This window comes from Thalassotalea fusca (genome assembly GCF_053485835.1).
On sequence record NZ_JBQRUN010000004.1, the window covers coordinates 86,501 to 106,774 of the forward strand.

Here is a 20,274-nt window from a genome sequence, read left to right on the forward strand (position 1 = left end):
TAAGTTAACAAATTATCAATTAAATCAATGAAAAGGATATTCTAATGAAATCAAATATTCGTCAATTTTTGGCTTTAACCTCTATTCTATTAGTAACAAATACAGCCTCTGCGAGCATCATTTCAGGTGATCATTTTACGGACGAAGGTAAGTCGGTTGACTTACAGGGCTTAGAATGGATGACGCTAGATCATACTGCTGGATTTAGTCGCAATGACATTGAAAATGGCTTTACCGACCGTTTCGGTACTACCTGGGCGGCAGATGATTGGCGCTTTGCAACTAGAGCAGAGGTTGAGATTTTAATAAATTCATTGTGGGATGGTGTGTATTCTGGCGGCAGTTCTGGTAACGCTGACGGTTCAAAGTGGTTTATCGAAAATTTTGGCGGGCTTGCATTTGATACTGGCTATGGAGCCGATCGGATAGATAATACAGAAACCGGCGCGATTTTTACTAGCCAAGATTATTCTTATTTTATTTATGGTGATGACTTTGAATGCTCAACCGACGAGTTACAAACCTGCGGTGCAACGATATTCTACGCAGATAGCTATTATAGTGACTTCAATGCCTATAATGTTTTAACAAACACTACCGAAACATCGTACCTGCAAGGAAGTGGCCCTATTGGCTTCATTAGTGATATATATGGCGCGAATATGGGACACCATGATGACAATTGGACAGAATTAAAAAGCGAAGGTCGAAGTGAAATGGGAAGTTTGCTTGTAAGAAATAATCAAGCCGTTAGCGTACATGAACCATCCACACTCGCAATATTTGCTGCTGGAATGATAGGGTTATTGCGTTTTAGAAAGCGCCAAGATTTATCGTAAATATCGTTTTAATGGGGTCAGGCACTGAGAGATCCCCACGAAATTCAAATGACATCATAGTCGGCTCCCTGAATATATTCAGATAGTCGATCTAAGGTGTTTTTCCATTGCCTTACCGTCACTTTGAATCGCCTATTTCTTACAGCCCTTATACCAAGTGTATGGAAGGATAGTACTCGTTTATATCTTACCGTATTTGCTTGGAAATGCTTTGTTTTACCCGATGTATCAAGTGATAACCCTATCATTACAAGTATAAAATTGGCTAAGCTTACCAGCATCACCAATATAGATACGCGCGGTAATTTTTTACTTTTATTGACCATATAACCCAAACCAAACTGCTGGGATTTCATGTCTCTAAACGCTTCTTCTATTTGCATTCTTGAACTGTAAATATTCACGACTCGCTTTGCTAGAGTAGAGGTTGAAGACAGTGAGGTTGCTAGCAACCAAGGATCTTTAGCACTTTTCGAATACTTTCTATCATTACTATTCATTCGCCTTTGTCCTGCGCAACCAAGCGATACACGTCCTTTCATTCTATCCTTAAACAACACCAAATTAGTCGCTAGCGTATTCGAGCGGCATAACTGACCTTCAAGTACTTTTGGCGTTGGTGAAGCTAACTGATAAAGGTGACTAATGCATCGCCACTCAACTCCTTGAACGCGATAGAAATTAGGCTTACGAACTCGGCCAACATAGTTCCAACCTAAGTTTAATACTTGACGAAACCATGGCACTTTAAACCCTGCATCTGTGACGATTGTTGGTTTAATATCTTGCCCTAACATTTGGGCTAATGTGCCAAGAAAGACTTTGTGTGTTGCAGGCTTTTCCTTAGAACCTAAGTCGTGCACTTCCTGATAAAGGGTTAGTGACCGTCCAGAAAATAATAGTGACGCTCTAATTAGAAAATGGCGCTTATTCGGATCTAAATCAGACCAATCAACATGAATAATTGGCTCTGAAGATATCAAACCCAGCCACTGACAAAGTGCTTTGTATATTAAAGGAAGTTCGGACAATAACCGTTGGTTTGAAAGTAACCTGTCTGCTCGTTTTATATTGTGTTTTTCATAGGCATTAGTTTGAATGCCACGGCCAATACTCGTGACACTAGCGTCTGCCCCATACATCAGGCTCTTAATGCAAGCTATCACAGCATTTCTTCGAGTTTTATGGATTGTTGGAGTGACAAAGCTAACGATCTGATTCAAAATAGTATCGGCATTCATAGTGGTTTTGGTTGATATTGGTTGGTTTGGCGATTGATCAGATCACCAAACACTATGAATGTTCCCTCATTACTCAAGAATATTTTTGTGGGGATAGCTCAGTACCTGGCCCCATTTATTTGTGATCCCATTTATTTGCATTGATTTGTTTTTTTTATAAGGAAAAGTAATGCTAAAGAACAGCCTTAGATTAATAATAGTCGTACCATTTATTAGTTTTTTTATTTCAGTCCAAGCCTTTGCAACATTAGTTGTAGAAAAGTGGAGTATGGATGTTGCAGATGTACGAGGAGATTACTTCTTGTATTCAGCAGGCGATTCGATTGAGTTTAACGTTAAATATCAAGAGGTAGGTCCCATAAGAGAGGATTACTTTAGTGATACTTCATTGCCATTATGTACAGATCCAGCCGTTATCCCTAATCTTAATTGTAATAGAACTTATGAAGGCTTGGTTCAATATTTTTATTCAACAGATATTGAATTTTCCTTCCCTGACTTCATTGATATCCCTCGATTAACGGCTGATGGCGGCAACGTCGACTTTGGTGCGAAAGGAATGGTTCATAGCAGCATTTATGGAGAGGGGCACCGACGCCTTTTGAGTTGGGTATTTGAGGAATATTTTGCAATCGAATTTTACAGTAGCTTATTTGGATTAAGTGGTGGTTATGAAAGTAATGTAGACATATTCACATGGAGATATAGTTTAGCAAATAACATGAACGATTTTGAGGTAGGTGAGGCCAATTTAATTAATGTTCGACTATTATCAAGACAAGCAATCAAGGTAACAGAGCCGCCTATAGTAATTCTCTTGCTTATAAGTATCATTACTTTTGCTATTAGACTACATGGCTTAAGTAATATTCGTATAAATGGGCAGTTTGCTCGTGAGAAATAATCAAGCAGGTAGCGTACCTGAACCATCCACACTTGCCATATTTGCTGCAGGAATAATGGGATTATTGCGTTTTAGAAAGCGCCCGAATTTGTCGTAAATATTATTTAAATGGGCTCACCCGATAAAAAAGCGCAATAGTTGAAACCAATTGCGCTTTTTTTTGATCTCAAGTTAACTGTGCAAGAATTAGTTCAAGCCCTTCTGAATTGAAGTTAGCCACCCACCGTTAGAGAATTCTCGACTAAAGCAGTTTATTTGTTATAACTCGTACAAGTTTTTCTTTGAATTAGTTTATTAGAGTTAAATGCTCGCCTTTCTTCGACGAATGTTTAATGTTTCAGTAACTTTCGGCAATAGGAATACAGGACTTAAATCAAAAGCCCAAGTACTATGGTGGAGATTTGACGTATTTACTTAACGTGAAAAACTACCCTGTGTTCAACCACTTAACACTGCTGGATATTCCATGACGGCGCGATAATCCTATATTACCATAATATTCACTTAGTTTATCTGGTGCCTCCACAGCACCACTAAATACTCGCTCAAATTCCGTGGCGATTTTTAGCCAGTTATCTTCCGAGATATTTAACTGTAAGAGAATATGTTTAGTTTGTGCTTCAATGGCACCGCGTTTATCGTCTCTTATTACGCGGCCTGTGGCATCCACGAGTGTTAAGTAATCTGCCAAACTAAATGGTAACCCTTTTATTTTGCTTTCATGTTCATTTCCGATGAATTTTGCCAGCACTTTCGGTTGTTCACCTTTTAATGCGGGTCTCACTCGTAATTGAATGCTTGTAAAGTCTGACTGCTCTGGTGTCGTGGCAATTTTCGCTCTAACAGGATTTAAATTAACGCAGCTCATACAAGCAAGTAACGCAGCTTCGTCGCGCAAAGCTTGTGATTTAAAGCGTCCTTCCCAAAACCTGCCTGTACAATTATCTTCCGCATTTGCTTTGCGCGCGATGAATTCATTGAGCGAGAGCATGAACCAACTGATATCAGCTAATCGTTCACGATATATTGAAATACTACTTTCAACCGTTTCCAATCCAAAGCTTTGCAATGACTCTTGCCTTGCAAATCGCTGGGTTAATATCGTGCCTTTGAACAATTTATGCCTACGACTTGCGACTTCCCAATCTGACCAAGTCTTGGCTTGTTTTACATTAACATGAAGGACAAGGTGAAGATGATTGTGCATTACCGCATAAGCACAAATATCAATAGAATACACTTGTGATAGTTGATGGATGCGCTCTTCAACCCACGCTCTGCGATGTTCGTAGTTAACCCCACTACTTTCATCAACCCCACATAAAAAGGCTTTTCTTACCACACGACTACACACGTGATAATACGGTGTGTCGCTCAAACTAATCTGCTGCTCCCTCGGTTTGGGCATTGTTTCTCCTAGACTGGTTAAAATTTCCGTTTTCAAAAGTCTAGTCGAAGATTATCGATGCGCCAGAAAAGTGGGTGTCCCGATTATTGATCCAAACTCAACCATCACACCAGCAAAACCGGGGGTATGATGAAAGCCTCTAGAAGGTACTAGGTCTTACAAAATAGCGGGCTGTCACCTCCAACCGTCTACCGATTTAGCTCGGTGTACTGGCCGCCCTCGCTTTTCATAACGCACACAAACAGCGGTTACGGTTGAATTATTCCATTAATATTAATAAAATTAGGATAAAATTCATCGCCATACTTCAATGCCTGTAATTTTCCACTGCCTGAACTATCTTTTTTATTTTTGATTTCGCCTTTAGCATATACAACAATCTGCTCGCTCCAATTAACCACCGCTTCCATAACCTCTTCTTCGGCTACAGCTAAATCCTGCTCGAAATGCGAACGGTAGTTTTGCCATGTAGGGTGGGTATGGATCAGCATCGTAGCACCAGCGGGTCCATCACTTAAAGACACTCTACCAACCTTATCTCCACTAGCTGCTCTGCCCTTGATCAAATGAAGCCAGCCTTGACTTTTAGCAACCCCCATTTCTGTATCGAAGTATTTCGAGACTTCAACTAAAACACTAAGCTTTATCGACTGAATATCGATATATTTATCATTTGTTTTCGCTATTTCACTTATAAGTTTTTTCGCACTATCGGACAAAGTTCTGTCATCAAACTTTTCTACTAAGATATTGCTGTTGTTATTTAAAATATGTATCTGGCGCATTTATATTCCTTAATTATGGAAAATTGGTGTGTTTTATTTCTTGGAAGCTTGGCTGTTGTAGTGCCAAGTCTATATTTTTGATTGTTACAAAAAAGGTTATTGCAAATTTGGGCTGAGAAGAGTTGAGGTCAAGTCTAAACTGTCAGTCACCGATTGAAAAACGAGTAACTGTCAGTCAAGTCTGAGCTAGTACAAATTAACCAAACTATTAAATTTCCCGCCATTCGAAAGAACATGTTAAAATTGCCCTGTAAAAGTCTTCACTGTTTGGTGCACTTTCATTAAATTCTAGATGGTTGTACCACACCATAGCAGCTTCATCAGCTATATTTTCGTTGTCATTAACATCTATTTTGGTTTCAAAATCACTTTTAAAACCTAGTTCTTTCATATCACTTCCAGGTCTAATACGTACTTTATATCTAGCCATTATTTCTCCTATTTAAATTCGTTTTCATTTTTAATATGAATTTTATTCATTGCCCATAACACCTGTTAAAAACCCACAACGGACTTTACCCTTACCTCCCTATTCTTGGAACGCTAGTTTAAGCTAGCTGTTGCTCACCAGACGGATACAGTACAAATTAGTGACAACCACCTTGAAAAAACGCCGTGACTAATCCAATAATCAGGAGGGTTTTCTATTCTTGAAGAGTAATTTCAAACTAGATTTACATATAAAGATTTTGTAACGCCGTTGGTATGGAATATGGGTTCTGATTAGCAAGACTCTATCCACTATTAAGTGGCAGGATAAGTTTCTATGCCTTTACTGTTTATTATCTCTACCGTTCCATCATCTTTTAAGGTTAAGGTCGGATTACTGCCTTCTGCCCATACACCTAACGCGCCTTCTTTGGGGTTACTAAAATCAACTGACTTCTCTTTATTCGCGTCTTTTCGATAAACAACAAAATAGCCGTCACTCTGCATAACAGCCTTTACGGGATTATCGCAGTTGGTACCAAAGCTATGTATGATATCACCACTATCAATAGTGTAGATAACCAAATTACCGTCACCCTGAAATACCATTTCATATTGACCGTTAGCAGAAACAAGTCTCTCTCCGGGTGCAAGGTACTCCGTTGGCTTTAGATTGTTTTTGGGCATCTTCATAATATAGTACAGAGCATAATATGGAGGGCGATTATCAAATGCATTCCCACCACCTGCACTCGCATGAGAAACCTCCGCTTGGATGTAGTCTGTTTTTGATGATGTAACATTTTGAAAGCAGGCAACATTACGGCCACTATCAGTGTCTTTATAGCTAAATTTGGAATAAACTAATTTATATGTTTCTCCATTGGTATTTACATATATAGGCGCTGAACTTTCATCAGTATGACGATGAGGAGGTAGCTGTTTTTCAGTCAAAGTTACTTCCTTGTCACCACCAGTGCTACCTGAGTTATAAGAACTCCCAGCACCCACAATAAACCTATCCCGGAGATCAGGAGCCCCATTTTCTCCATTACAGATTTGCCATCCCTCAGTTTTTGTTCCTAACTTTCCTTTACCATTTTCGTCAAAGGTTTCTATACGTCCACCATATATAATAATCCCACCCGGAGGTGTAATACCTACACCAGAGATTTCGTGTTTAACAGCAAGGGAACCCTCAATTTTGGCACCTTTATCAACGGCAAGACTAGTACAGGTTAAATCGGGCTTGTTAACAATAACCGTCAAGTACATATAGGTATCAATATTTTCCCCCAGACCTTGATAGAGTGCTTGCAAAGCGAATGTTGTAGTTTCATCCAACATAGGAGATGTCCAACTCCGAACTTCAGAAACATTAACCTTCTGATCTTGAAAATGGATAAAATAATCGGCAATTTCAGAACCATTCCAGCTTAAGGTTACTGTGCCTTTATCTTCTACCTGTGGTGCTGATGCAGTAAAGCCATCCAGATAAAACCCATAAGGGAATTTAGCCAGGTTAAAAGCATTATCTCTGTTACTGAATGTTTTGTTATCAGTAGAAGAGTTTTCCGTGATCCATAAGGTAAAAGTGCCGGGCTGTTTATTTACTTGAATATGGTAAAACTGAAAAACCAGACCTTTAGTTGTTATTTTCTGATCCCGTTTTCGCTTAGGAGTTGCAGTATATTCACCCGGTCCAGATTCACTAATTTTCCAATCGGTATCAGCTTCCGCCTGACATACAATACCATCTGCTGTGGAGGCTAAACTCTGAGCAAGATCGCTAATGGGTATAGTAAAAATGACCTTGTCACAATATATAGGATCATTTGTATTATTTGAAACAGTGACACATAGTGAAAGCAAGGACGGGGGGCCCTCTTTTGGACTGACCGAGATTGGTTTTGGGCTGGTTGTAATGGCATAATCTAATAATCCTTGATTATCACTATAAATAGTTGTTGACATATTGTTTTATTCCCCTGTTTTTATAGAATTTGACAGTTTGAGTATTCCAGTCTGGAGTTTTAAAGCTAAGTTAGAAAAATTTGCTTTTGCATTAGTGTGCTTAATCGCAAGATCATTCCAGACACCGTCTTCATGTTGCAGCCAGCGCCATTCACCATTAGTTTCTGCTGGTTTTGGTATCAGGGTTAATACATTTTCCTTTGCAGTGTTACCGACTGAATTCATCACCTGCTCGGTAGCTAATAAAGGACCTGCATGAATCATTATTTCCATAGCACTGAGCGCGGGTTGAACATATTTTTCCGGTAACGCTAAGGTTGTATCGGGCAAAATATGATTTGTCGCATGAACGGAAGCCCTAGGATCAATCAACATGGAAATAAACGCTTCACTACCTTTGTCGAAAGATAAATCGATAAGGTTGTCTTTTTTTATTTGCTTAAGATAAGCAGGCGCCTGCCCCACCTCTGGTGGTAACTGTACACAATTAAATGTGCTATAGTCAGAACTGAGAAAATACCCCAGTAACCCATCATTCTGGAGCTTAAGCTGACCTAATTTTACGGGAAATTCATATTCAGTAAATTCGACATTAGCTGGTTCAAATACATAGCGCCAACTCGGGTCGGTTACTGCTGGGCCATCCAATTCATACTTTAATCTTGCTCTGACCAAAGCCAAAGGTCTCCCCGCTAAAACGGAGAGGTTTTGATCGCTTCTGGCTCCCAAAGGATCAATAGACCACAGCGTCTCATCAATGGTTTGGTAAAAACTATAGTAAGCGTCAGCCCCCTGTTCAATTAATCCAGTCAACATTTGACCTAGGTGGGGAAAGCGGCTGGTTATCCTCTCGATGCTGGTATAAATAGAATTTGGCGCAGGAATCCAATGGATCCTATTTTCGTTCTCAGACAAAGAAATAACACCTAGAGCACCAAGCGCTTTCCCTTCAGCGTCATAACAAGCAAGTGTTTTGTCGATATGATTGGGGATAATCCAAGCACAAACAGGATTCCTTTCGCCATTCAAGCTGATTAAATATTCATCACTCTCGGCACAAACAAAATCAAAATTCAATCTTGCCGGTTGTAGCAGCCTTGGAGGCAATTGAATAAAGCGATATGCCTCTTCAGTTGACACGGTAAATTTTGCCTTAATAGAAGGCGCGATAACGATTTGTTTATTTTCCAGATAAGTTAGGCTTGTCGATAGTTCGATAGATTGACCAAAGCTGTCAACCACCAGTAGTTTTTCGAAACAAAACTGCCCACCACGACACTGTTGAAATTTGGACTGTGGGAAACCGTAAAAAGGAACAGAAACATCGCCCAGCTCCGGCACTAAATACAACTGCTCCCCTACTAATTTGGCAATCGGACAGTCAGAAGTTGGGATAGTGTTTCTTTCATGTTCGCGGCAAATCAGTTGATACATAAAGCCATCCAAAGATTGCGAAAGAAAATCCCAATGATCAGTTTCACTGATAAATTTATTAATTTCACTTAACTCTTTAGCATCTAACTCAGGATGGGCTGCGATAAATGCCTCTAATCGACGCTTAAAATTAAATTGACTCTTAGGCGTTAATAAAGTGGTACCACTTAACGTAATATGTTTTGACTCAGACAAATTGTTATCAGATAGGTGATATTCTTGTTCGCAAAATTCCCAATTTTTCTTTTTATTTTCTTTATATTTAATTGGGTAGTAATAGGCTTCCCACATTAAGAAAAGTGGTGACCAAGGCTGTTGCCAATTATCTAATGAAAAATCAGGTCGTACACCTATCGGATCATGTTTTACTGAGTTTGCAAGTCTTGACTCCACCTGAGTTGCTATAAGACTGGAATTATTGGGATCGAGAAAAAATGCCTCCTGTAGCAGCAAAGTTACCTGAGATGGTACTCGGCTTAAGTCTAACGATGGTATTGAGTTTTTTAAGGCAGTACTATACACCTCGGTATTTTCGAGTTTTACCCCCGAAATTAACTGGTTCAACAATCGACAGCGAAGCGGCTTATCGTCAGTTAGTGTGCCCGATGCTTTGGAACCAGAAATCAATACGACAGGGTCATTGGCTTTATAAAATGGCGCTTTGGGAATACGTTTTAGCTGATAATTTTGATTTGGCAACGTCATATTACTGGTAACTAAACTGTTACTCCGCACTTCCAATTCGTTATCTTTTGGCAAACGGGATAACAGTTTCGTCAGCTCGTCGAGCTTGATTTGAACTTTTTGAGCCAGAGAGTTTGCTTTATTTACATTTAACTCACCCTCAAACTTTTGCTCAGAGTATTGTGCTCCTAAATACTTCTTTTTAATTCCTGAAAGGTTTTGATATTTGCCTTTTGTCCACCACACGCAATAAAGCTGCCATTGCAAATAATGTAACTCTCTGACTTTCTCGTCATAACTTGCCTGAGTTTGATTTAACTTATCTAACCAAGCTGGATGTAAATAAGGGTCTGTCCAATCAGCTGAGGTATTAACAGATGCCGCTTGGTCATTTCCAACACGCTCATCGTTTGTTTTTTTTACCACAATCCACTCGTAACCACCTGGGTAGCTGCCAAACCAGGCCTTATGAATAGCTTGGTTTAACAGATCTTCACCTTGCGGCAGATCGAGCAAAGGCAATAGATTATATTGGAAAGCTTCCAACAATCTGGGAGTTATCGGTTGTTCACTTGACTTAGCTTGCTGCGTTATCAGTGCTGTTAATGCATCAATTGCGCTATTACCAACGGCAAGCGAGACTTCGGAATCAGGAGAAGATAAGGACACCTTAGTGGGTCGCTCCGATATAGGGATCTCTCCATTTTTATCCCACTGAATACTATGAACAAAGCCATGATATATAGATAGAGCGCATGAAGTACCAGTTGTGTTGTCCAGTCGCCAATTGAGTTCTCTTAACTTTTCACGAAAAGCCTCTTGATCGGCTACATCAGCTAAAATATCTTTTGTTGGATCTGAATACCAACCAACAACCAAATAGCTAATAACATCTTGCTCTGGGACATCGCTTAATGGGTCATGAATTGAAAAAACATTCTCATTGCTTGGCTGAAACACCGAAAATGTTAAATCATCAGGCCCTATTGCCGTCAAAAATAAATCCTGATCGGCGACTTCTTGCCAATAATTAAGATCGACCTTTTTCCCTATGTAGGTTGCTTGCCCCTCTTTCGACTTTGGGTCAATATAAGGTGAAGTTGCGTTTTCAGGATCAAGAAAGTCACTTTCTACAACCCAAGCTTTAGCTTCCCTTTCACTTTTATCACCATAGTGACGTACAACTAACCAACGATTGGGAACCAAAGAGTATTTGGTCTCGGCGTTATTTTGGGTGTGTTTGCCTGTTCGAAGTGCATGAGGTAGTGTCCATTTTAAATAGATGCCATTTGCCTTAGGGTCTTCATTCCATTCGCTAGTCCCAGAAAAAGGTTTTGGGGTGGGGCTGATGTAGTGGTTCAAAGAACCATAGTCAGCTTGCCAACGCTGAAAATTCTGCCCTTTTCTTACTTCGTCATTAACCAGCAAAGCCTGAACGTCCATAGGTACAAAGAGTGTGTCAGTCATTTGTATCTCCAGCAAAGCTTGTTTTTGAAATGAATGAAATTGCTTCGGGTGCTTTCACCATTTGCAGGGCAAATTGTCCAGGCGTGATAGGTTGATCAAGGTTTTGACTATTTGTCATTGTTTGAACCAGGCTTTTTTTACCGTCATTGATATTGAGTACATCATCACCGACGCCAATTGTGTTTGACCGAAAAAAAGATGCGAACGAGCCTGAATCTGGGAAGTTTATCCCAGTAGGTTTACCAACGGACTCAGTTAGTTTCCTAAGTTGAATAATGTTGTCGTCCTCAACGCCAAAACACAATCCCTGTGAAGGCTCGGCCAAAGTAATAGTGTCTGGAATATCCAGGAAAATACAAAGCAGTACACTGGGAGACAGGCGCTCCATACGTATAGTTTTAAGCTGCTGCCCTGTTAAGGCGTTACCTTTATAAGCTTTAACAGCCAGGCCTGGCCAACCTGACACCACAGATGAACGAAGTAATATGCCACACATAGTATTTTTACCATCAGCTGTATCCGTATCACCTGCGCCGCTTCCCATTAGTTTGTCACGAATGAATTGCAATTCAGTAGCAATAGCGTCATTGAGTATTCCTCGCATGGCCCGAGTATAAAAAGCGTCTTTAGATGTTTGCATACCTATACTTAATGCACCATCTACCAACACATCCAGCCAATTTTGGTCAAGGTAGAAAAAGCGCAAAGACTCTACCGGTAACATTGACTGCTCCGGAACCAGATGATTAAAGGGCACATCGTATAACGCTTGTTTTCTTGCCAACCATTCAGCTATAGCTAACAAATCAGTTTTAATTTCTTCTTTCAGAAATACCTGAACCTGACTGGATGACAAAAATTGCTTTATCAACTCAACAGGTTTCTTTTCGATAGATTTATTTGCTGGAATTTGTTCGTCCGATATAAATTGGCCGTTCAAAGCGTGATCCGGGTTAGTCATCATAGCGGAAATTAGAGATCCTAGCTCTCCAGACACCTGATTTTTGATTGCATCGCGAACTGCGCTAGAGTTTATTAACTTATTGAAATCTTGCTCAGTTTCGTTACTCATTTCGGGTAATCTATCCATAAGTTTGCCAATAACAGCATAAGATTTACGCCTAAGCCGCAATAAGGATTGAGAGAAAACAACATCTGCCAAAGCAAGTGCCCGTCCCATAGACCAAGCAGCCGCATACGTTTGATCAAACAAGCCTGTAGCACTGTCGTAATTCATCAGCGATGCCGCGGATGGGAAATGATACCCAGGATCGGGTCTAGGTAGCGGTGGAACAACAACAGGCACTAAGGGGCTGCGATACCAGGCGATAGTTTTTTCACCGCTAGCTGTATCGTGCCTCATAGGGACAGACCCCATTTTTAGCCGTTGTTGGAAAACCTGGTTATTATCCGCTTGCGATTCTATCCGCAGGAGCGATGTTTTTTTTGATTGCTCAGCAAAATTCTCAACCAGCTGCTTAAAGTTTAGAGTTTCGGGTTGTGATAAAAATGACCAGTTATACAAGGAGATCAAATTTATGTTTTTACCCCGCTCGGGCGTAGAATGTTGCTTTGGCCAGGATGAGTAATCCTTCATTAAATTATAATAGCCTTCAAGGGATACAAGGTGTACGTAGAAGCGTTGACCTGCTTGCCCCGTCGTTTTTAACAATCGATTACCGCTAATCACACTAAACCAGTTACCGCTTTCTGTATCACTAATGGCCTGTGCACTTATATCCACCTGCCTGACATGAGCCAAATAGCGTAGTTCATCAATTTTAGGTGCCAAAGCTTGAAAAACCTCAGCCTTAATTGAGATATAACTACAGCTGGAAGCTAATATATCTAAAGGTATCGAGTCCCGATTGATCTCTGGCTTTAGCGAATCTTCGTCTGTCTGATCAAAAAAATCTGCCACCTTAATCGTTTTCAATGAGGACTGCGTTGATTTATAAACATCAATCTCCCCTTCTTTAAATACCAATAGACATAACCAAGGTATTCTGCTGTCATTTTGCTCATTAACTATTTCACCTGGTTTAAAGGAACGCTCCCACGGCAGGATTCTTCGGTTAAAGACCAAGTTAGGCAAGTATTGGTCATAAGTTGAGTTACTATTTATCGGTGGGTAACAGCTATGGATCTCACTTACTGGTAAAGAAAACTGAGGCCCTCTAACCTGAAACGCTTGACTAATAGGTGTACTAAAATAGCTATCAGCTTCTTCTAAGCCAGCAAGTTTAGACGTAACTTCTATGGTATAGTTACCGTCATCTAACGCCGGAACATAATTGTCAAAAAACTCTACATCTTCCACCGTAAGACCGGTGCCATTGGCTTCGTTCATAGATAAAAACCTGTTTAAATTAAGCGTTATCAGCTCGTTAATAAAAAAGACTCTACGCTTACTTTAGTTTCTGACTTAAGTGGAAGTTTCGCAAAATCAACACCAGCTAAGTTTTTTAAGTTCATCCGTTTTAATGATGCCAATAAACTCTGTTGTTGGCTTATTTCAGTTGCTGAGAGGTCAGGTATTTCGTTAACGAGTTGGGTCGTGCTATCTGTTGTTAATCTTGTTTGCGTAAACAATGGATTCTCGCCCGGCGCTAGCGGATCAGATTGCAGAAATTTACGCTTGATCACCCCTGTACTTTTTCCTGGCTTGGCTTTTGGGACTGTTACCTTTAAGCCAATAAGTTGATCTTCAATTAGGTGGTCAGCCATGCTGTACTCGCCACTCCCCCACAATGCACTCGGTAAGTTAGCGTAAATTGCTGCCACCTCGCCTTCATCACACCATGAAGTTAGATTGACATCTTCTTTCCCCGCCCCAATTTCACTCTCCTTGTAAATACGCAGCACCTGACTAGAAACCAACTCAGCTTGTGCCATAGGCTTGATATTAACTTTATCTTTTTTATATCTAGGGTTATTAGCATCACCAAGATATAGCTCAGTGATAGGCATACTGGCTCGGGTTATGAACTGAAAACCTTCACTTCTTACAGTCCAAGCAGCCTCTTCCATCTTATTATTGGATGCCGTCGCTAACCCTTTCGAAGGAGTTATTTTAACAGCGCTCTGTTTGGCAGGCAGAAGCTTGGCAAACTGTTGCCAAGTTAGTATACCGCTCGACTGAGTAGCACTCGCGCCAAACTCTACGGTAAATGAGATCACCCACCAATGTATTTTGGCTTTACCCCCTGTAGCGGGTCCCCAAAGTGTGAGATCTGCGCCAAGATCAACACTAAATGTCTTACCAAATAACTTGTATGAAGCACCAATATCAACACCAACATCAGCAACAAAATGAAACGGGTGGTACCAGACGAGAACATCAGCATGGGCAGTAAACCAGGCCTTTAACTTACCATCATGAAAACGTATATCTAATGTCCCACCGGCCATAATAGCTGCGGGGGTTAGCGCAAAGTACACTCCGCCTGAAATAGACGTAGATGAGTCTACAGCCCAGTTAAATGCCAGCCTGGGTTCACTGGGATAATGTTTAGGTATGTTAAAGTAAGGGCTGTATCCACCCAGCGTTAGTACATAGTCACCAGCATGCTGGTTTTCACCAAACCAATATTCCATTGCAAATCCACCAGTCAAGTGACAATCAGGATCATACAAATAAGAGTTTCGCGATAATACGGCTGTAAAGGAAACATAGCCGTCTTTAGGTTCAAATAAGGCTTCAAGCTGCAATTCTATATAGGCATAGACTTCGTTACCATCCAGAGGAAACCTGGCGTTGGACTGGCCCACTAACGCGAGTTGAAACTTGCTGCCAAGTTCAGCTATCAACATTGCAGTTGAATTAATCATCTCATAGGTGGTGAACTGCAAACCAGCACAGATCCACATATCACCTGCTGAGGGGGTTATCCACGCATTATCAGACAGCTCACTTGATACACTACTTGGGGTCGTCTTATCGCCAGGATTTGCACTGGGCAATGTTGCTTTAACAAATGGAAACTGATAGATTTCATTCTGCTTGGGTATTCGCAGCTTACTGTTATAACCTAAACCTCCACAAAGTCCCGTAATAAAAAAGCACCCCGGCCCGCCAAAATCACCTTTTACATCAGCGAATAAAAACATCGATGAATGATCGCCAAACTCGGCATAAGATCCTATCGCAGTTATACCCATTTCTTCAGTTTGTACAATGGCACAGCCAGAGAAGGCCATAATGACAGGTGCCTTGAGTGGAATTTTCTCAAAGGCGCCCGATATAGTCAAAGAGGGCTCCTGATACGACAGTCCAAGTCCTTCGATATTAAACTGGGGAGAAAAATCAGCCAACGAAGAACCAATCGATAAACCAATAACAGAGATATCAAGGCCAGCTGCATCAAGTGAAGCGTTTACTAGGAACCACAACTTGTCGTGCTGATATTTGATACCGATCTTTTGAACGTGAACAGGACCGAAGTTTTTTTGTACTTCAAACCAAGTCGTTCCATCAGCAGCATGGTTAGCAGGGTGAGCGCCAACGTCTTTATTTCCCTTATGCGGCGTATTGTTACTGCTTGAGGGGAGCACAGCTGTTGTTCTGTTATTATTAACGTCAGAAGCAGAGCCTTTACTTGCCCCTATAGCTAATGGAACAGTATCGCCTGCAAGGTCGAGTACGGCTGTAACAGCTACCTGATTAGTCAGGCTCAGTGGTAGCTTAGGGTATTCAGGAGCAATAAGTTCATTGATCTGCTTAATACTTCCTCGCACAGAGTCGTCATTTGGAGTCAGCTTAATTGTCGTAATTAATACCTGTAATTCTTTGATCGCAAGTGTTTCATTAGGGTCAAGTTCTTGCTTGATCAAAGGCAAGTTCGACAGATTTATCGTATTATCAACCTTAATCCCGAAGTAGAACTCCCAGTGCTGCTGGCTATTTTTTCGGGCAACTAGTACCGCCTTACCGTATTTAAGCGATTCAGCTTCCATTACTATAATTGAGCGTGTTGAATCATAGGTAAATGAAGCCGATTTCAAATTTAAATTTAGTTTCTTAGGTAAATCCGGAATATCAATACCAAAGAAATTTGCAATTTCTTTTAAGGACAGGTATTTACCTTGACCTTTAACTACCCACTTAGCTGTTATTCTTTGTTCAGGGGTGTAACCAATTTCAAATTCTTCTCCCTTGTAAGTCGCTACAATATCAACTTCTTTGTTTGTTCTGACTAAGTTTGCAGACACCTGGAATAAATTACGCTCTGTGCCAATATTAAAGCCAATTTTAAGAAATGAACTTAGTGACAATTCCCTTCTCCTGCAAACATTTTCAAGCAATTCAACTCATAAATAGAAGATAAGTTCAATATTTGGCACTAGAACCTAGCTTTATCACCTTCGAAAAACCACCTTTAAAACTTGAGCTTTAAAGGTGTTTTTTTGCTCAGCTAATTACATCAATAAGTTACAGCGCTTTAACCAAAAGCGCTGGTTGAACTTTCTATTAGTTTTGAACGGATTAACTATATTTTCTATTCCCCATTATTTTTGGGGCTAGGGTTTTTCTGCATTTTTGATGGAGTAGCTGAGTTGGCGGGGGCACTACCTCCCTTCTGTTGTCCTTGGCCAGTATCGTCGCCTTGGGCATCTTGATGTTTGCTACCAGCACCACTGCCCGGATCAGAACTGTCCTGATCAGAGTACCCGGGAATATGAGATTTATCTGACCAACCATTTATTACCGTTATAGACACATCATCTATTTCATTCACGCTATTTAAAGCACTCTTCGGTGGAGCTACCTTAGCATAATAATGTTTGTCATCCCCTACAGCGATACCTAACAAAGTATTTTTATTCGTACCTTCAACCGAGTCGACTTTAAAAATATATGGATTGTCCTTATCAGGAGCTACAGCTGGAATACCCAGCGTAATATCATATTTATCGGTACCTAAGTTCAATTTAAGTGACGCATCAACAGAAACACTCATCCTGTTATCCTCTTTTTTATATTTAAATTATATTTGCTTGTACTAACGATATAGGTGCAACCCATATCCCCCTTGTTACCTGAATACGCAGTTGCGTTGACTAGGCTTATTCCCCCTTGTCTCATAGTGAGCTAAGCTCAAGGGATTGAATTCGCTTATTAACTTGTTGTCTCCAATTATTTGGGGTATAGGTCTTTAGCAATTTAATTACGCTCTATTACTAGCCGGTACATTAAATTGTAAGCCTAGGTCTGGCTGGTTTGTTTTTTCTGCCGTTTTAATCTTCAGTTAAATATCCTGTTTATTAGCCAATAGCACCATTGATAACTTGCCCACAGACAACCTATATAGGCGCTTATTAACCACTAAAAAACTAAAGCGAGAAAAATGGTTTTGTATTAAGCATTACTTTCCATTTCGAAACGTCTAGTCTAGATGAGCTGGTTAATTGGAGCAGGTAAGATTTGTCAGGTAAGGTAGTTCCTGGTTTTGTATAAAACTATTATTCTTCATATCATTTTAAATGACGTTGTCACCAATTTATAACTTGAAAGTTTGCTTTTTACGAACATTAAGCGCTGGCATTTTTAGACCTTGGCCTATATCCTCGAATAACCTTGCTTTCAGCGCAAAGTTATACCGCCAACGCTCCCTAGTTTAATCTGACGAGACGAGTTCACTAATTAATCAAAGCGCGTTTATCGCTTCTTCCATCTTTATCTCATCATCTCTAGTTTTAGGACCCCTTCCCTTTTGCCAGTGCTGTGCGGCCCCCCACAACTTATGTAGATTTATCAAGGGGTTTTCGACCGTCATAAGTTTTTGTTCCATTTTCAAACGAATTTGTTCTGACCTAGCGGGTTCAACAATAAGTAGTATGAAGGCATCTACATCTGCTTTTTCGGCTTTTTTATTTTCGCCAATAAACATCCGTCCTATTATCGAAGTTAATATTTCCAATGAAGCAGCGGCGTTCTCATTTGGTGTTTCATACGCAGCTTTAAAATCGGCATCATCGTGGGGATTACAAACGGTGGTTAGGCCGTCAGGATAAGCTTGACCGTCTTTCATTAAAAGCCATCTGCCATTTTCTCTATAACCGTAAACATATGATTCATCTCCTTTCACAGCGATATGTTGGCCTGATAGGTTTCCACAATTAACGGGAAATGCGTAATCAATAATCTCCCCCCCCCTAGGCTCGTACATAAGGTAAGCGCCAAAACCATTATTATTACCAACATCTCCAAGAAGAGCAGTCCTAAATGCAATTACAGCGTTATTCCATTCAACAATATCCATAGTAAATTCTCATTTTAATTTGTAGCTTAGTTTGTTGTTAAACCATTCAGTAAATTCATACTTTATGACTCTATATATTATGGGTCACTTGCAACCTCTCCAACTGATGAAAAAAATCGATAAAGGAATTTGCTTCACATAAAAAAAGCATCAATACACAGGGGCTAAAAATAAATTATATTGGTTGTTTGGTGCTATGCCTTCTTCACGTCCGATACCGGCATATTTATCATCCCCCTTAAATTAGATTTAACTTTGTTTTATGGGCTTTCCTTTTCGACTACAGCTTCCTAGCCGGAGCTATTTCTTAGGTTTTGTTATAGGCTACTGAGCCTTTGGTTCAAGTATATTTAAATTATTTAGGCTTTGCTGCCAATCAAAGGAATAGTATCCCATTTGTTTAGATTGAATCTCTAGTAAAGCATCGTTGCAACTAGTTATGTATTTTTTCTGCTTTTCTTCGTCAGGAGAAGTTCCTAGATCATTCAGAGCTTTCAGCATAGTTTCTGGTAGGGGTATTCCTTGAACATCGGCTTTTTGCGTTAAGAATTTACGAACTTTGTCGTCTATATCATTTGCTGGATAATTCCCCCTGTGACTATCTTCAGGTGCCCTACAAATATTAACAGGATTCCAGACAATTACTGAGAAGTACCCACCAACCTTACCATCAACGCTTTCAGCATCTTTCGCCAAAAACAGTTTTTCTGTTGCCTTTCCCTCTCCCATTAATTGCTTTTGTATGTACTTGGTGACGTTTTTGAAATGTAATTCTTTGTATTTGGCCTGTAAGTATTTAGTTAGATTATCTAAAGTCAATTCAGTTTCACTACCAGGCTCTCCTTCTTCAAAATAGCTACATACATCTTCTGCAATAGGCCGAAGTATGTCTAGTAGCATTTTTTGCGGCACTATATGACCTTGGTGATCTTTCACTTTATATTGAAATTTGTTTGAGTTATCGTAATCTCCAGGTACCAAATTATCCCTAAATCCCCCGGGCTCATATTCATTTTTATCCACTTTTTTTTTAAGCTCGAAGCACCTATACTGGCTAGGCTCTGAGTTTTCAGGTGAATTATACAAGGGGTTATAACCATGTATTCTATCGTTGTTTGCTTCTAACATTTTATTTCCTTACTTGGTTTTAATTTACTGCTGCAATCATTAATTTCCTAAGACACTTCATCCTGAGTTTAATACTACGCATGTAATACTATTACAAACCTATATTTACTCTTTGATTGATATATAACTAAATTGCCACCACATCACTGCCTGAAACTTGCAACACTGCACTTTTGCCAATTGAGAAAAGTTGAATTGCTATTTTCTTGCCTTTTTGATCTTGGCTAAGTATACCTTCCCTTCCGGCTAGGATTCCTCTGATAACTTTTACTCTGCTTCCCTTTACTAAACATGAGTCAATTAGCGCTACGTGATTAAAATGAGCTTCCATTTTCTTGACCAATTCAATCTCCTGTTCAGGTATGGGAGTTGGAAACTGGCTAAACCGTACATAATCCCGCACACCTGGGGTATATTTGAGTGCATGGAAACCAGAATCATCATGTTTCACAAAAACATACCCTTTGAACAAAGGCTGCAACATTTCACCCTTATCTTCCATCGGTAAATATGCTTGGCTACCACCCACTTCGGATAGTTTACGTTCAGCCTGCTGAAAGACTTTAATTTCAGCTTTGGGTTTTGTTCTAATCGCGTACCACTGCATTTGACTCATAGTTATTCCTTTGAGCAGGCTCCGCCACTTTAACTAGTTGGAAGTTAAAGTCATTGACCTGTGTTTGGGTAAAAAACCTACCCTTAATGCTGTAATTAGTATT

General features: G+C 40.1%; 15 protein-coding genes. 3 read left to right on the top strand and 12 right to left on the bottom strand.

What is annotated here, in order from left to right; all coding sequences use genetic code 11:
• Positions 1–44: 44 nt before the first annotated feature.
• Positions 45–839, top strand: coding sequence for a hypothetical protein (locus tag ACSLUK_RS06490; RefSeq protein ID WP_448547726.1), 795 nt, complete (start codon positions 45–47; stop codon positions 837–839).
• A gap of 44 nt (positions 840–883) precedes the next feature.
• Here the strand turns inward: ACSLUK_RS06490 and ACSLUK_RS06495 are convergent, their stop codons facing one another.
• Positions 884–2,005, bottom strand: coding sequence for an IS4 family transposase (locus tag ACSLUK_RS06495; RefSeq protein ID WP_448547727.1), 1,122 nt, complete (start codon positions 2,003–2,005; stop codon positions 884–886).
• A gap of 244 nt (positions 2,006–2,249) precedes the next feature.
• Between ACSLUK_RS06495 and ACSLUK_RS06500 the strand changes: the two genes are divergently transcribed.
• Both ACSLUK_RS06500 and ACSLUK_RS06505 read left to right on the top strand, forming a co-directional pair.
• The gene (locus tag ACSLUK_RS06500; protein ID WP_448547728.1) at positions 2,250–2,984 is read left to right on the top strand and encodes a hypothetical protein; all 735 of its coding nucleotides are present in this window, start codon (positions 2,250–2,252) and stop codon (positions 2,982–2,984) included.
• Complete coding sequence (locus ACSLUK_RS06505) at positions 2,959–3,081, top strand: PEP-CTERM sorting domain-containing protein (RefSeq protein WP_448547729.1); 123 nt, start codon at positions 2,959–2,961, stop codon at positions 3,079–3,081. Before ACSLUK_RS06500 ends, ACSLUK_RS06505 begins: the two co-directional genes overlap by 26 nt.
• Positions 3,082–3,411: 330 nt before the next feature.
• On the opposite strand, the gene ACSLUK_RS06510 is transcribed toward ACSLUK_RS06505, so the two are convergent.
• The 11 genes from ACSLUK_RS06510 to nusG all read right to left on the bottom strand — a co-directional run bounded on the left by ACSLUK_RS06510 (position 3,412) and on the right by nusG (position 20,171).
• Positions 3,412–4,392 (bottom strand): transposase, encoded by a 981-nt coding sequence (locus ACSLUK_RS06510; RefSeq protein ID WP_448547730.1) that lies wholly within the window; start codon positions 4,390–4,392, stop codon positions 3,412–3,414.
• 248 nt (positions 4,393–4,640) lie between these two features.
• Complete coding sequence (locus tag ACSLUK_RS06515; RefSeq protein WP_448547731.1) at positions 4,641–5,177, bottom strand: hypothetical protein; 537 nt, start codon at positions 5,175–5,177, stop codon at positions 4,641–4,643.
• A gap of 208 nt (positions 5,178–5,385) precedes the next feature.
• Positions 5,386–5,607: a hypothetical protein gene (locus ACSLUK_RS06520; RefSeq protein WP_448547732.1), complete on the bottom strand. Its 222-nt coding sequence runs from the start codon at positions 5,605–5,607 to the stop codon at positions 5,386–5,388.
• A 314-nt stretch (positions 5,608–5,921) separates the two neighbouring features.
• Positions 5,922–7,580, bottom strand: a complete 1,659-nt coding sequence (locus tag ACSLUK_RS06525; protein WP_448547734.1) for a hypothetical protein — start codon at positions 7,578–7,580, stop codon at positions 5,922–5,924.
• Between the two features lie 6 nt (positions 7,581–7,586).
• Positions 7,587–11,165: a hypothetical protein gene (locus ACSLUK_RS06530; RefSeq protein ID WP_448547735.1), complete on the bottom strand. Its 3,579-nt coding sequence runs from the start codon at positions 11,163–11,165 to the stop codon at positions 7,587–7,589.
• Positions 11,158–13,515 carry a hypothetical protein gene (locus ACSLUK_RS06535; RefSeq protein WP_448547736.1) on the bottom strand — a complete coding sequence of 786 codons (2,358 nt, stop codon included), beginning with the start codon at positions 13,513–13,515 and terminating at the stop codon, positions 11,158–11,160. Before ACSLUK_RS06535 ends, ACSLUK_RS06530 begins: the two co-directional genes overlap by 8 nt.
• Positions 13,516–13,544: 29 nt before the next feature.
• A complete protein-coding gene (locus ACSLUK_RS06540; protein WP_448547737.1) occupies positions 13,545–16,439 on the bottom strand; it encodes a DUF6603 domain-containing protein in 2,895 nt (964 codons plus the stop codon).
• A 224-nt stretch (positions 16,440–16,663) separates the two neighbouring features.
• Positions 16,664–17,125: a hypothetical protein gene (locus ACSLUK_RS06545; RefSeq protein ID WP_448547738.1), complete on the bottom strand. Its 462-nt coding sequence runs from the start codon at positions 17,123–17,125 to the stop codon at positions 16,664–16,666.
• 687 nt (positions 17,126–17,812) lie between these two features.
• A complete protein-coding gene (locus tag ACSLUK_RS06550) occupies positions 17,813–18,427 on the bottom strand; it encodes a hypothetical protein (protein WP_448547739.1) in 615 nt (204 codons plus the stop codon).
• Between the two features lie 324 nt (positions 18,428–18,751).
• Positions 18,752–19,555: a hypothetical protein gene (locus tag ACSLUK_RS06555; RefSeq protein ID WP_448547740.1), complete on the bottom strand. Its 804-nt coding sequence runs from the start codon at positions 19,553–19,555 to the stop codon at positions 18,752–18,754.
• Between the two features lie 127 nt (positions 19,556–19,682).
• Entirely contained in the window at positions 19,683–20,171 is a 489-nt protein-coding gene (gene nusG / locus ACSLUK_RS06560) for a transcription termination/antitermination protein NusG (RefSeq protein ID WP_448547741.1), read from the bottom strand.
• Positions 20,172–20,274: the final 103 nt, after the last annotated feature.